Origin of the sequence: Nostoc sp. ChiVER01, assembly GCF_034531155.1 — a bacterium.
Taxonomy (GTDB): Bacteria; Cyanobacteriota; Cyanobacteriia; order Cyanobacteriales; family Nostocaceae; genus Nostoc.
The window spans coordinates 127,048-141,234 of sequence record NZ_JAVRBS010000003.1; the positions used below are offsets into that span (position 1 = coordinate 127,048).

At 41.9% G+C, this 14,187-nt stretch carries 11 protein-coding genes; 6 read left to right on the plus strand and 5 right to left on the minus strand.

Annotated features, from left to right (window positions below; genetic code table 11):
- Positions 1-73 precede the first annotated feature (73 nt).
- On the minus strand, positions 74-682 hold the full coding sequence (locus tag RMY00_RS05135) for a hypothetical protein (protein ID WP_322646515.1): 609 nt from the start codon (positions 680-682) through the stop codon (positions 74-76).
- Between the two features lie 183 nt (positions 683-865).
- Entirely contained in the window at positions 866-1,453 is a 588-nt protein-coding gene (locus tag RMY00_RS05140; protein ID WP_322646516.1) for a thylakoid membrane photosystem I accumulation factor, read from the minus strand.
- 359 nt (positions 1,454-1,812) lie between these two features.
- Here RMY00_RS05140 and RMY00_RS05145 point away from each other — a divergent pair, with 359 nt between their 5' ends.
- The 5 genes from RMY00_RS05145 (at position 1,813) to RMY00_RS05165 (ending at position 9,194) form a co-directional block, all read left to right on the plus strand.
- The gene (locus RMY00_RS05145) at positions 1,813-3,150 is read left to right on the plus strand and encodes a Mur ligase family protein (protein ID WP_322646517.1); all 1,338 of its coding nucleotides are present in this window, start codon (positions 1,813-1,815) and stop codon (positions 3,148-3,150) included.
- 98 nt (positions 3,151-3,248) lie between these two features.
- The gene (locus RMY00_RS05150) at positions 3,249-4,073 is read left to right on the plus strand and encodes a type 1 glutamine amidotransferase (RefSeq protein ID WP_416212037.1); all 825 of its coding nucleotides are present in this window, start codon (positions 3,249-3,251) and stop codon (positions 4,071-4,073) included.
- Between the two features lie 85 nt (positions 4,074-4,158).
- Positions 4,159-4,782: a Uma2 family endonuclease gene (locus RMY00_RS05155; protein WP_322646518.1), complete on the plus strand. Its 624-nt coding sequence runs from the start codon at positions 4,159-4,161 to the stop codon at positions 4,780-4,782.
- A gap of 52 nt (positions 4,783-4,834) precedes the next feature.
- Complete coding sequence (locus RMY00_RS05160; RefSeq protein WP_322646519.1) at positions 4,835-5,455, plus strand: Uma2 family endonuclease; 621 nt, start codon at positions 4,835-4,837, stop codon at positions 5,453-5,455.
- A gap of 649 nt (positions 5,456-6,104) precedes the next feature.
- Complete coding sequence (locus RMY00_RS05165; RefSeq protein ID WP_322646520.1) at positions 6,105-9,194, plus strand: COR domain-containing protein; 3,090 nt, start codon at positions 6,105-6,107, stop codon at positions 9,192-9,194.
- 148 nt (positions 9,195-9,342) lie between these two features.
- Here RMY00_RS05165 and hetF read toward each other — a convergent pair whose 3' ends face one another.
- Positions 9,343-11,868 (minus strand): cell division protein HetF, encoded by a 2,526-nt coding sequence (gene hetF, locus RMY00_RS05170; RefSeq protein ID WP_322646521.1) that lies wholly within the window; start codon positions 11,866-11,868, stop codon positions 9,343-9,345.
- Positions 11,869-13,170: 1,302 nt separating this feature from the next.
- A complete protein-coding gene (locus tag RMY00_RS05175; protein WP_322646522.1) occupies positions 13,171-13,323 on the minus strand; it encodes a hypothetical protein in 153 nt (50 codons plus the stop codon).
- A gap of 192 nt (positions 13,324-13,515) precedes the next feature.
- Here RMY00_RS05175 and RMY00_RS05180 point away from each other — a divergent pair, with 192 nt between their 5' ends.
- Entirely contained in the window at positions 13,516-13,839 is a 324-nt protein-coding gene (locus RMY00_RS05180; protein ID WP_322646523.1) for a thioredoxin family protein, read from the plus strand.
- Here RMY00_RS05180 and RMY00_RS05185 read toward each other — a convergent pair.
- The gene (locus RMY00_RS05185; protein WP_322646524.1) at positions 13,836-14,057 is read right to left on the minus strand and encodes a hypothetical protein; all 222 of its coding nucleotides are present in this window, start codon (positions 14,055-14,057) and stop codon (positions 13,836-13,838) included. The two genes, RMY00_RS05180 and RMY00_RS05185, sit on opposite strands and share 4 nt — an antisense overlap.
- Positions 14,058-14,187: the final 130 nt, after the last annotated feature.

Below are 14,187 nucleotides of genomic sequence, written 5' to 3' on the forward strand. Positions count from 1 at the left end.
CGGTAAGCTAACATAATAGATGGGGTTGAATCGCCGAATTATCCCCCTTGCTCCCTGCCCCCTACCTCTTCACTCAACCAATAGGTCGATTACCAGGATTGACTGCATGAATATATTCACTACCCGATTGCGGTCTTCCTCGTTTATAACAAGCTTCTTCTGGTTTACCCCATCCTAGCTGTAAAATCATTTCCAAAAAACTAGAATTTTCCCACTTGCATAAGCTTGCCCATTCTGTTATTTGAACAATTCTTTCTACATCAGATGTGACAATTTTTTGGTACTGTTTATTATTATTGAAACTCAAGTATAAATCCATTCCTATAGAGACTTCATACCAAAATTCTACAATAGAATTTTTAGCAGTTTTTAATATCTCTAAGTCACTTGCGAGGGCTATTAACTCACTGTCTACTTCAGGATAGTTTAAGTTTTTACCTTTGACTGTTACCTCCCGCCAAATAATACCTGAAACTTGATTTTCTCTTTGATATTCATGAATTGCAGCTTTAAAATCTTGATAAGCAGTGAACTTTTGCAGCCCATCAGTCATGAGAAACTGGTCAATTACAGGATTACCAGAGACTGGTATTTCTAATTTTAGGCGTTTTCCTTTGAGGCAGGCTTGGCGTTCGGCTGCCAAAATTTGAATTAGCTCCTGAGTCGTGTAAACCTTTGACATTAGAATACACTCTAGTTAGTCATTTGTCATTTGTCATTAGTCATTTGTTATGGACTATAGACTATGAATGAACTTTTTAATCTGTTAACACAGATATTTCAATATTATGCTTTGACATCGGCGGCAATGTAGTAACAGATATCACTAAAAATTAGGGCAGACCTATTTGGTCTACCCCATAAGTTACTTAGCTAACTCACTACTAAACTCATTAAAGGCTCGCCGTTTTAGCTGTGCTGTTTCAGTACGTGGTAATAAATCAAAGATTTTACGAAATTCATCGTCTATCTCTTCAAAAGGTACTTGACCTTTTTTATTTAAAACGACTTCACCTGATTTATTAAACACCACAACTTGAGGAACAGCCCCAGAATAGTAATATCCTGCTTCTGTAGGGTCGTAGGTCTGTTTAAGCGGGATAGCATCTACACTAATCGGCATAATTTCTGCTACCCGACCATAGAATTCCTGTACTCGTGAAATGGAAATGGCATATCTTTTGGAATCGCTGCTGTCATCCAAATAAAAGGCCAAAAATATGGGTTTATGTTCCGCTAAAGCTTGTGCAAGTGTCTGTCTGGGAGGAACCAATGAACCATTGCCAGCATAAACGACAAAGATGTTGCCATCATATAAATCATTATTAAGACCAGCATGTGCAGGTTGCATACTTATAATGAAAAGACTTGCAAGCAACACCAGGCATTTGGATACCCACCTTTGCCAGCCAGTAATTTGTTTATGTAAAAAAAGAAACTTTGTGCTATTCATCAAAAGAAACCTTGCAAGCTACTACTTGTCGTGAGTTTGTGCTGAATTCGGCAAACTGGGCTGGATATGTAATTACGCCCGCGCACTACTTTTTTAAGATAACGTCTACTGAGATTATCTCTCGTAAGTGGATGATGGAGATAAACGGAGTTCTGAGGCGGATGAATCCAGTTCCGAGGAGGATGAACGGAGTTCCCAAATGGATGAACTTGACTCTAGCTCTCCCCTGCCTCCTGCCTGATTCCTTGCAACTTGATTTTAAGGCTGGCTTTTTCAGCTAGGATTCGTTAAACTCACGCATATTAAATTTGCAGTTAAATATTTTCAATTAGCAACTGCCAGAAGACTAGGATACCGATGTGGGAAAGAAAATACAATTCATAGATAGGCTGCGATTGGGTTTTGCGGTGTCAGTGGCAAAGAGTGTAACGTTTATAATACGATCGCTCCGTCTAGGTGCTGCTAGTGTATTACCAGGCTCAATTGCTCGTCGCATTGAACCCCGACTTTTACAATTATTGAGTCAGCAAGTTAAAAACGGAGTGATTTTAATTGCTGGGACTAACGGCAAAACCACTACAGCCCTGCTTTTATGCACAATACTAGAACGCAAAGGCTACCGCGTTACTCATAATTCTACAGGTGCAAATCTGGAAAATGGTTTGATGACGGCGCTGTTAGAAAGCACCAACTTACTAGGTACGCTAAATACTGATTATGCCATTTTGGAAGTTGATGAAAATATTGTCCCAAGAGTATTAACGCCACTCCAGCCGCGAATTATTCTCTGTTTAAACTTGTTCCGCGACCAACTTGATAGGTACGGCGAAGTAGACACAATTAGTAAACGTTGGACAAAAGTTATTTCTACGCTACCAGCAGAAACAGTGGTAATTCCCAATGCTGATGACCCAACATTATCTAACCTTGGTCAGCAGTTACCCCAACGGGTGTTATTTTTTGGCTTGAATGAGCCAGAACATTATTTAGAAGCAATTCCTCACGCCGTTGATTCTATTTATTGTCCCAAATGTGGACATTCTCTAGATTACAAAGGTGTTTATTTGTCTCATTTGGGAGATTTTACTTGTCCCAAGTGTGGTTTTAGTAAAAGTAAACCGACTTTAGAAAGTAGTGAATGGTCGCAAATTCTAGTTGGTTTGTACAACAAATATAATACCTTAGCTGCTGTTACTGCCGCTATTGAGTTGGGAGTTGATGAAGTAACAATCAGAGATACTATTAATACCTTTCAAGCTGCATTTGGTCGTGCGGAAGATTTAGTAATTAACGGTAAACGGGTACGGATATTGTTATCAAAAAATCCTGTAGGAACGAATGAAACTATTCGCGTAGTTACTCAAAGCACAGATAAAACCACACTGCTAGTCTTGAACGATCGCACACCCGATGGCACTGATGTATCCTGGATTTGGGACGTGGATACCGAGAAATTAGTCGAACGCGGCGGGACTTTAGTAGTGAGTGGCGATCGCGTTTATGATATGGCACTACGTCTACGTTACAGCCAAAAGTCCCCTGAGAGTAACTTAAATTTAATTGTCGAAGAAGATTTGCGACAAGCGATCGCAACTGCATTAGAGCATACACCAGAGAATGAAACTCTGCACATTCTGCCCACCTACTCAGCCATGCTAGAAGTGCGAGAAGTTCTGACTGGGCGGAAAATTCTTTAAATTGGGGAGTAGGGAGTGGGGAATGAGAGAAATTTTTCTCATTACCTAGTTCCCAACACCTAATCCAATTACGAATTACGAATTACGAATTACGAATTATGAATGTGAGTTATCAAAATTTGGAATTAACAATTGGTTGGTTGTACCCGACGCTGATGAGTACCTATGGCGATCGCGGTAATGTAATTACTATAGAACGTCGCGCCGAGTGGCGGGGATATGATGTTAAAGTATTACCCCTAGATCAAAATGCCACAGCCGCAGATATAAAAACTGTAGATGTCATCGTTGGTGGTGGCGCACAAGATCGTCAGCAAGAAATTGTCATGCGTGATTTGCAAGGTGCAAAAGCTGACGCGATGCGCGAGAAAATCGAAAATGGAACACCAGGAGTATTTACTTGTGGTTCACCCCAATTACTGGGACATTATTATGAACCAGGCTTAGGACAACGGATTGATGGTTTGGGAATACTCGATTTAGTTTCCGTGCATCCTGGTGAAAATACTAAGCGTTGTATTGGTAACTTGGTAATCGAAGTGACAGCTTCACGGCTAGCGCAAGATTTAAAAGAGATGACCGGTAGCACACCATATTTGGTAGGCTTTGAAAATCACGGCGGACGTACAAAACTGGGAAAAGTGGAAGCATTGGGGCGCGTGGTGTACGGTTTGGGAAATAATGGAGAAGATGGGACAGAAGGAGCATTTTATCAGAATGCGATCGCTACTTATTCCCACGGCCCTTTATTACCGAAAAATCCCTTTGTCGCCGATTGGTTAATTCAAACAGCACTGCGGCTAAAGTATCAGCAACAAATTACCTTAAAACCTTTTGACGATAGCCTAGCTGCACAAGCACGAGAAGCGATGTTTAAGCGATTGAAAGTGAGTTTACCTGCTGCGGCTGCGGCGAAAGTTTAACCTCAGTTGGCTGATTAAGCCTCTTCCCATGTCGGGGAGAGGTTTAGAGAGGGGTCAAATTTGACATAAAGCAAAGAGGCAAAGTATGACTCAAGCCTTAACCAAACAAGTAACATTTGATGAATTTATCGCCTGGTATCCCGAATCTTCAGACAGGCATTATGAACTACATGATGGGGTAATTTTTGAAATGCCTAAGCCAAGAGGGAAGCACTCAGAGATAGCCGGATTTATCAATGGTTCTTTGTTTATTGAAATCACTCGTTTGTCCATCTCTTGGTTTATCCCTAAAGAATGCGTCATCAAATCACTTAACACTGATTCAGGTTATGAACCAGATGTCATCGTTCTTGATAGACAAGCTATCAGCAACGAACCACGCTGGAAAAAAGAATCTATCATTACACGGGGTAGTTCCGTCAAGTTGGTTGTAGAAGTTGTTTCAACCAACTGGAGTGATGATTATGCTTTGAAGCTAGAAGATTACGAGTCTTTGGGCATTCCTGAATATTGGATTGTAGACTATCTAGGTTTAGGTGGTAGGCGGTTTATTGGTAATCCTAAACAACCAACTATCTCGATTTACCAATTAATTGAAGATGAGTATCAAGTTAGGCAATTTAGGGAAAGCGATCGCATTCACTCGCTAGCGTTTCCGGAGTTGAATTTAACTGCTGAACAGATTTTTCGGGCTGGAGAAGTCGCGTAATTTAGATGGCTAAGGGTTAAATTTTTATCTGACTTTAAAGCAAGGGGAAAGTATGACTCAAACCTTACGCAAACTAGTAACATTTGATGAATTTATTACTTGGTATCCAGATTCACAACGACGCTATGAATTGCATGATGGGGTAATTGTTGAAATGGCTCCTCCCACAGGTGAACATGAACAAATTGTTGGATTTTTAGTTGGGGAAATAGTTACAGAATACAAACGTTTAAAACTACCTTATTTCATCCCCAAAACAGCATTCATTAAACCGACTCAGAGCGAAGCAGCTTACTCCCCAGATGTACTGTTGTTGAATAACTGTAATTTAGTAAATGAACCTCTGTGGAAAAAAGAATCTACTGTAAGCCAAGCGGCATCAATTCCTTTAGTAATTGAGGTGGTAAGTACCAATTGGCGAGACGACTATTTTACCAAAGCAGGTAAATATGAAGAGGTCGGAATACCTGAATATTGGATTGTAGACTATTTAGGTTTAGGTGGTAGGCGGTTTATTGGCAATCCTAAACAACCAACTATCTCGATTTACCAAATAATTGAAGGTGAGTATCAAGTTAGGCAATTTAGGGGAAGCGATCGCATTCAGTCGCTAGCGTTTCCAGAGTTTAATTTAACTGCTGAACAGATTTTTCAAGCTGGAGAAGTCGCGTAAAAAACGGCTAAAAAAGTAAAAGAGTATTAAAGACTCGTCCACGAGTATCAAAGACTCATCCGCGAGTATCAAAGACTCGTCCACGAGTATCAAAGACTCATCCGCGAGTATCAAAGACTCGTCCACGAGTATCAAAGATTCGTCCACGAGTATCAAAGACTCATCCGCGAGTATCAAAGACTCATTCACGAGTATTAAAGACTCGTCGGCGAGTATCAAAGACTCATTCACGAGTATTAAAGACTCGTCCACGAGTATTAAAGACTCATCCGCGAGTATCAAAGACTCGTTTACAAGCCAATCTAAGCTATTGGTGATGATAAATTATTTTTAGATACAGTAAAAATTCTTAGCACTTATGTAGTGTTACACAGAATAGTAGATTGCTTTGATATCTTGCAGCATTCTTAATTAGTAGCCGCGATCGCCTAAAACTCGAAGTTCTAGAAACCAATAGCCAAAGCCACTCAAGTGGACTAAAACCTAAGTCTGGAAAGAATTTAGTTCTCTTAAAAGGACTTTTGCTATGCAGTCCTATGTTTCTAACCTATGGCGGTTGTTGGCATTAGGGCAAAATATTAATATTTGCGAAATTGTCCAGCGAATCAGGGGCATTATATATAACTTTCGTTGATAGGTGAACCTCAGTATGGCAAATACGCCTCAACGTTACCTTGAAAAAATCCGAGAAGCGAAAGAGAAAAAGCTTAAACGATTAGATTTAAGCAATGATTGGAATACTGATAACAAGAAAAAATTAACAGAGATTCCTGATGAGGTGTTTGAACTGGAATGGTTGAAGGTTTTGAATTTAAGCGGCAACCAATTAACTACACTGCCAAAAGCCATTACCCGCCTGCAACAACTCATCTTCCTGGATTTAAGCGGCAACCAATTAACGACACTGCCAGAAGTCATTACCCGCCTGCAACAAATCACCACCCTAAATTTAAGCGGCAATCAATTAACGACACTGCCAGAAGCCATTACCCGCCTGCAACAAATCACCACCCTACATTTAAGCAGCAACCAATTAACAACACTGCCAGAAGTGATCACCCGCCTCCAACATCTCACTGCCCTGTTTTTAAGCGGCAACCAATTAACGACACTGCCAGAAGCGATCGCCCACCTCCAACAACTCACTGCCCTATTTTTAAGCCGCAATGGATTAACGACGCTACCAGAAGTCATCATACGCCTGCAACAACTCACTTCCCTAGATTTAAGCGGCAACCAATTAACGACACTGCCAGAAGCCATTACCCGCCTGCAACACCTTACTTCCCTGGATTTAAGCGGCAACCAATTAACAACACTGCCAGAAGCCATTACCCGTCTGCAACACCTTACTTCCCTGGATTTAAGCAGCAACCAATTAACAACACTGCCAGAAGCCATCACCCGCCTGCCACAACTCACCTCCCTGTTTTTAAGCCGCAATGGATTAACGACGCTGCCAGAAGTTGTCACCCGCCTGCAACACCTCACTGCCTTGTTTTTAAGAGGCAACAAATTAACGACACTTCCAGAAGGCATTACCCACCTGCAACACCTCACCCTCCTAGTTTTAAGCAGCAATAAATTAACGACACTTCCAGAAGCCATTACCCGCCTGCAACACCTTACTAACCTCGAATTAAGCGACAACCAAATAACGACGCTGCCAGAAGCGATCGCTCATCTGCAACAACTCACTTCCCTGGATTTAAGCGACAACCAAATAACGACATTGCCAGAAGCGATCACCCGCCTGCAACAACTCACTTTCCTGAATTTAAGGGGCAACCCCATCGAACAGCCACCGCTAGAAGTAGTTGAAAATGGTATTAAGGCGATTAAAGATTATTTCCGGCAACTGCAAGCAGAAGGCACAGATTATCTGTATGAGGCAAAGTTACTAATTATCGGCGAAGGAGGAGCAGGGAAAACAACACTGGCTAAGAAAATTGAAGACCAAAATTATCAACTTCGAGAGGAAGACTCTACGAAGGGAATTGAGGTTATCCAATGGGGTTTCCCAATGGACAATGGGCGAGAGTTTCGAGTCAACATTTGGGACTTTGGGGGGCAAGAGATTTACCATACAACTCACCAGTTTTTTTTGACCAAGCGTTCTCTCTATGTTTTGGTAGCAGATACCCGCAAGGAAGACACAGATTTTTATTACTGGCTGAATGTAGTAGAACTGTTGAGCGATAACAGTCCGTTGTTAATCATCAAAAATGAGAAACAAAACCGCCACCGGGAAATTAATGAACTCCAGTTACGGGGGCAGTTTACTAATTTAAAGGAGACTTTACCAACAAACCTTGCTACCAACAGAGGTTTAGAACAAGTTTTAGAACAAATCAAGCATTACGTTAAAAACCTACCTCATATTGGTAGTCCGCTCCCAAAAACCTGGGTTAGAGTTCGGGAAGCTTTGGAGAGTGACGCACGCAATTACATCGGCTTGGATGAATACCTGAATATCTGCCAACAAAATGGGTTCGCCCAAAGAAATGACAAGTTGCAGTTGAGCAGCTATCTGCACGATTTGGGAGTATGCTTGCACTTTCAGGAAGACGCACTTTTGAACAAGACCGTCATCCTCAAGCCAAAGTGGGGAACTGATGCAGTCTACAAAGTCCTAGATAATGAAAAGGTGATTCGCAACCTGGGCAGTTTCACCCGGTCTGACTTGGCAAACATCTGGTGTGAAGACGAATACGCCACGATGCATGATGAACTCTTGCGCCTGATGATCAACTTCAAGCTGTGCTACGAAATTCCTAGAAGCCAAGGAAAGTATATTGCCCCACAACTGCTATCTGCTAATCAACCCTCCTATAAATGGGATGAAACCAACAACCTGATTCTGCGTTACACTTACGAGTTCATGCCTAAGGGGATCATCAGCCAATTCATCGTCGCCATCCATGAGTTGATAAATGAACAACAGTATGTCTGGAAAAGCGGCGTTATTCTCAGCAAAGACCAGACGAAGGCAGAGGTGATTGAATATTACGGCAAGCGGGAGATTAAGATTCGAGTCTCAGGTAGTCACAAAAGAGATTTGATGACCATAGTTACACATGAACTCGATAAAATTCATGTCTCATATAAGCGACTGAAGTACAACAAGTTAATCCCCTGTAATTGCACTATCTGCAAAGACAAACAAGAACCACACTTTTATAAATTTGAAAGCTTAAACAAACGTATTTCAGACAAACAAGATAAGGTCGAATGTGATGTGAGTTATGAGAAAGTCGAGGTCTTAAGTTTAATTTATGATGTGATGGATAGAAGAGAGCTAGTTAAACCAGAACAGCCGAGGGGTAGGGAATTTATGCCGAATTCCTCTGTCACAATCGGGGGAAATGTAGGAACAGTTAATGTAATTCAGCCGTCAGAGGTTAAAGCAAATTTAATGGCAAAACCATCTAAACAGAAAGTAAATTCTCAACCAGAAGACATTGTTAAACTTCCGTTTGCGTTTAGAAATGGAATGTTCTATTTATTTGTATTTGTAGTTGTATTTTGTTTAATTGCATTTTTTGGTGGTTCCCTACCATTTCATTATCTAGCTTTAACAATTATTGGTACAGCAATATTTATCGTCTTAATAGGCGTTCTGCAACTCCGTCAAGATGACCGCCTTTCGGAGAAATCTTTTGTGGATTTAACAAAAATGGTACTGGAACAGTTGCCTTTAATTGGCAATATTATTAAACAGTTTCAAGGCAACAAATAAAAGCCTCAGCAAATGGAATTCGCGGCTATACAAATAAAGTCCGTCTGCACAGACTAAGGAAAAATTGAGGGTTTGAAACCCACGCAGGTGGGTTTTCTCTGTGCAGACGCGGTTTCTAACGGCCCTTTTCCCTTACAACAAATTACGATTACTGTTCTTCACCTTTTTCCTGAAGGAGCGATCGCCAATCTGCGATCGCCTTCTCCGTCCACAGCCAATTTTTAGCTAATTTATCTACCTGAAAATTGACTGGATCGGACTTGAGAACCATTTGCCGCAACTTAATTGCTTCTTTCAGATATTGTGTCTGCTTACCATTAGATTGACTCAGTGCAGATTTATACAGTCCCAGAGCTAAACCAGCATAAGAAGTTAAAGCATCTTGAGGTACTGCTGTCTTTGTAGATGTTGAGTCTGTGTTCTGCTCTTTAAGAGCTAAATTCAAAGCCTTAAACCAAGAATCATTACCTCGATTTAGATCGCCTTCAGTGTAGTAAGCAAATCCCAAAGCATTATTATACAAAAGCGATTCTGGGTTAGCTTTTGCAGCAATTTCCCAGTAACGGCGGGCATCATCGACGCTATAGTTATTATTTCCGACTTGGATAGACTGCCAAGCTAACCGTCCCTTGTAAAAGTTTACCGATGGATTGTCAGCTTGTTTACTTGAAATCAGTTTCAGAGCAGTTTCAGCCGCAGTCAGTGCGCCACGATTGAGTAGTTCTTCTACAGCCAATAACCCACTTTGCAAGTCGCCCTGGCTCAATTTTTCTGTAGCGGTGGCGGTGACAATTCCAGTATCTGCTGCCTGTAAGTCGATATTTTGTTGCTTTTGAATAGGTAAAGACTGAGTAGGAATTACTGGGATGTTAGGCAGAATTGGCTGCTGGGTTCGCTGCCACCACCAATTTAAAGCGATCGCAGCTACTAACGCACTGATCCCCACAATACCCACAATCGGCCATAGCTGACGGCGACGGGTACGAGATGCTGGTAGGGCTGGTTGCGATACCTGCGGCTGGCTACGCCTACGCAAAAAATCAGCAGAATTTTGCCAATTTCCTTCCAAGTTTCCAGGAGTTGGAGGCGGAGGTGTTGGGGTTTCTCCCCACAAATCTGCTTCCTCTTGCGAAGAAGTCATTTCTTCTGAGTGGCTTTGCTGAACACTATTTTCTGAAATTTGTTGATCCAGTTCAGTTGGAGGTGTTTGGTTATCTAGCTGACGAAATAAATCTGAAACTATAGCACAATCTTCTGCATAGCTGGGGTCATCATACTCAATTTCATCAACAAGATCGCCCCAAGTATCCTCACCTAGCCAGTCCAACCCAGAATCACGCGCCAAACCAGAAGGAATCATATCTTCCATTCCTAAAGGCATCTCACTATCATCTGCCATAGCAGAGTACATCGTAGAAGTTGCCCCTAAAGGCGAATTATACTGATTGGGCTTTGCATCCGATAACTCAGTTTCCTGGCTCAGAAAACCGTCAAATTCTGGCTGGAGATATAAAATCGGTAATGCCCAATACATCTGGTGAGAACCATAAGCAGAAATTAATCCTTGGCGTACCCGGCTGACGCACAAATCTACTGGATATCCCTGACTCAAGTTGCGGTAAAACAATTGTGTAAGCGTCAACGCTACTTCATCAGGAATCCGTTCTGACATTGCCAAAACGCTTCTAATTCCGCGCTTCACCAGACTTTCTGCCAGATTTCGTTCGCCAGTATCTCCAGAGGGATCGGATGCAGCTGTGTACGCCCCTAAGCAGGAGTTAAACACTGCCATTTGGATATTATTGTTGACGAGCAAACCAGCCAGATCGTCGCCAGTTAATATTTCTGTTAAGCCAGTTCTGCGACTAGCAAGATAAATTTCTCCGCCATTGGCACCTAAGTTACTATGACCAGAGTAGTGGAGAACATGATATCTGCCTTGCTCTAAAGCTTGCGTCAGTTCTTCCCGCCCTGGTTGATCTAATACAGTGAGTTCAATTTCTGGAAACCGATTGCTATTTTCAGCAATTCGTGGTATTCGGTGAAGCTCTGCTTGCAGTTTGATAGCTTCCTGTTTCTGTAAGTCAAGACGGACTTGATCTGAAGGGGAAGCAATTACCATCAATACTCTTACACCACCTTGTTGTAGTGGTGTGGGCATATTTGGCGTAGGCGTAGCGCCCCGCAGCGATCGCAAAGGGGAAACTCCCAAAATTCCACTTTGGAAGCGAGAAAAAGCGACATAAGGGCCAGTAGCCAAAGGGCGATCGCCTGCGTGCATCACTTCCCAAGGCAGACGAGCTAATCTAGTGTCTTTTAGCCCCAACCGTAAGCGAAGTACTTGTTGATGGTTTTGGGCAATACCTTGGGCAGTAATCCAACTATCCCTGAGAGTGCCTTGAAATAGGGCGTTATAAAATTGTTGACCCAAGACCACTAAATTAACAGAGTTTCTGGCGATATCGCTTTCGTGACCACCAGAGGCAAATGGATCTCCTTGCAACACCGACTTCAACGGATCATTCATCAAATGCCCAGCAGTTGTTAACCAATCAGCTACAGGCCAAGTCACCAATTCTTCTGCCAATGGTACTCCAGGCGCGACTTGTTCCGTCCGCACCAAATAGTCATTTCGCCCTACAGGAGTTACCGAAATGTGGAATTCCTGGGTCACAGTTTCTCCTGTTTGCCTCCTAAATCTGGTTTGAAACGCGAAAGTTTCAAGTCGATTTTTCGCTCCCTCTGATAACTTAGATGCATCCCACCCCTGAATGTTTCTGAATTCTAGTTGTTTTGCTTTTTCTGCCTTTACAACTTTATCCGGATCGGATTACTTGCGACTAGAACATTTAATTGGTAGATGCACCTTGATCTTCAACTCCCCTAGCTGGCTAAAACCCACTGGGGGTTTTTTTAATTTTGGCAAACAACAGCAACTTCCGACGCAGATATTCTTTACCAGAAAATAGTGCTTAACCCTAGAATACTTGATTAGTAGATGGGATGTCTCTTGATCTAGAACTCCCTTAATTTAGTTAATATCCACTCTTGTTTTTTTGAAACAACAGAAAAATCAATTTTCTCAGAAATTTATCCGGAACATGGTGGTTAAACCTAGAACATTTAATTGGTAGATGCACCCTGATAACTAGCTCCCCTGGTTGGCTAACGCCCACTAGGGGGTTTTTTTATAAAGGAAGTAAGCACAAAACTCACGCACTAAAAGCTTGAAACCTATATCTAATAAGCCTACGTCAGTTGCTTCTCCTCTTCAAAGACATTCTTGCTAGCAAGCTTTAAAAGTCGGGAACCCTTTGAGTAGTTCCTATCCTACGCATTCCTGCGTTGCGATCGCTATGCTAAGAGCCAACTTTGTCAAGGGTTTGGGCGATTTCTTGTGCGTAAGCCTTAAAGCAACAATCATGCTTGATTTTTGACTTTTAACTTTTGACTTCCCCGCAAGGGCTGGTACACCCATTATTCAATTGGCAAATTAGTCCTGATAACTAACCCCTCTGAGGTTTTTCTTTGATAAACAAACAGTAACAAATTCAACCTCTGCTAATTTATCCGGTAGCGACCCATTTACTGTAGAAAAGATTATTGGTAGATGCACCCTGATAACTCACTCCCCTAGTTGGCTAACACCCACTGGGGGTTTTTTCTAGTTGTGTAGGCGTAGCCCGTCGTAGACATTGCCATCAACCCCAATTTTGACTATTTTCTCCGGAAGATACTGGTTGCCCCTAGAAAAGATTAATGGTAGATGCACCCTGATAACTCACTCCCTAGTTAGGTTAACACCAACTGGGGTTTTTTTATTTTAATAAATAACTAACCTTTGTACAAATTTATCCGGAGTATGGTGTTCAACCTGAGAACATTTAATTGGTAGATGCACCCTGATAACTAACTCCCCTGGTTGGCTAACACCCACTGGGGGTTTTTTTTGGCTTAGATGCGTAGCGGCTTATCGTTAGACACCGCCTACATAACTGTAGTGCATTATTATATTTGTTGCTACTGTTGGTAGACCTTGAGTATTGCGATCGCACCATTCCTGAATCGCTTTCTTTTTATTATGAGCTAGAGATGCCATAGCAAAATGATTGCTATGATATTTAATCATATTCTTAATTTTTTTTCTACATTTTGACCTTTACTCTCAGAAAATTGCCCTCTCTACTAGAAGCGCAGGGAAGGAAAAAAATTTACTGGTTTAGGGTTTCACTGTTAGGTTGCCAAGAATGACCAGCTATATGGTAATATTTCATGGCATTATGCTAAAAAACTTTGCATAGAATCAAAGAGTCTCCAACCCATGAGTTTAGCTGTAATTAAGTTCTCTTCAGAAGAGTGCGGCATCTGCCACAAAATGTCTTTTTATGACAAAAAGGTGGCACAAGAACTGGGTTTAGAATTTATCGATGTAAAAATGCAGGATACGGCCGCTTACCGCAAGTATCGCAATATTTTATTAACTCAGTATCCCGATAAATCAGAAATGGGGTGGCCTACTTACATCATCTGCAATTCTCCAGAAGGGGAATTTCAGATTGTGGGTGAAGTAAAAGGAGGTCATCCTAAAGGGGAGTTTAGAAGCCGTCTTCAAGAGGTTCTAAATTCCCCAGCGAGTCAAAACTAAATTACCTCAAAAGATTTAACTTCTAGGACAGGGCCAATCATGGCGGCTGTCATGATATCTTCACGTACTTGTCCTTTCACTTTTGCTTTTTGTCCGGCTTTGAGCAAGTCTTTGTCAGCTCCTCTGAGGATTTCGTAAGTAACACCCTCTTCTGTAACTAACGCCCATGCGCCTGTGCCAATATCACGGCGTTCGATTGTACCTGTAAGTGTAATCATAGTGGGGGAGTAGGGAGTGGGGAGTAGGGAGTGGGGAGTAGGGAGTGGGGAGTAGGGGAGGTTGGGGAAGCAGGGGAAGCAGGGGAAGAATAAAACTATTAATTATCGACCAATTCCCAATGCCTAATGC

What these genes read in the sequence shown, in the direction of transcription:
- RMY00_RS05180 (WP_322646523.1), top strand. Translation starts at nt 13,516, where the DNA reads ATGAGTTTAGCTGTAATTAAGTTCTCTTCAGAAGAGTGCGGCATCTGC.
- RMY00_RS05135 (WP_322646515.1), bottom strand. Translation starts at nt 682, where the DNA reads ATGTCAAAGGTTTACACGACTCAGGAGCTAATTCAAATTTTGGCAGCC.
- RMY00_RS05165 (WP_322646520.1), top strand. Translation starts at nt 6,105, where the DNA reads ATGGCAAATACGCCTCAACGTTACCTTGAAAAAATCCGAGAAGCGAAA.
- RMY00_RS05175 (WP_322646522.1), bottom strand. Translation starts at nt 13,323, where the DNA reads ATGATTAAATATCATAGCAATCATTTTGCTATGGCATCTCTAGCTCAT.
- RMY00_RS05160 (WP_322646519.1), top strand. Translation starts at nt 4,835, where the DNA reads ATGACTCAAACCTTACGCAAACTAGTAACATTTGATGAATTTATTACT.
- RMY00_RS05150 (WP_416212037.1), top strand. Translation starts at nt 3,249, where the DNA reads ATGAATGTGAGTTATCAAAATTTGGAATTAACAATTGGTTGGTTGTAC.
- RMY00_RS05140 (WP_322646516.1), bottom strand. Translation starts at nt 1,453, where the DNA reads ATGAATAGCACAAAGTTTCTTTTTTTACATAAACAAATTACTGGCTGG.
- RMY00_RS05155 (WP_322646518.1), top strand. Translation starts at nt 4,159, where the DNA reads ATGACTCAAGCCTTAACCAAACAAGTAACATTTGATGAATTTATCGCC.
- RMY00_RS05185 (WP_322646524.1), bottom strand. Translation starts at nt 14,057, where the DNA reads ATGATTACACTTACAGGTACAATCGAACGCCGTGATATTGGCACAGGC.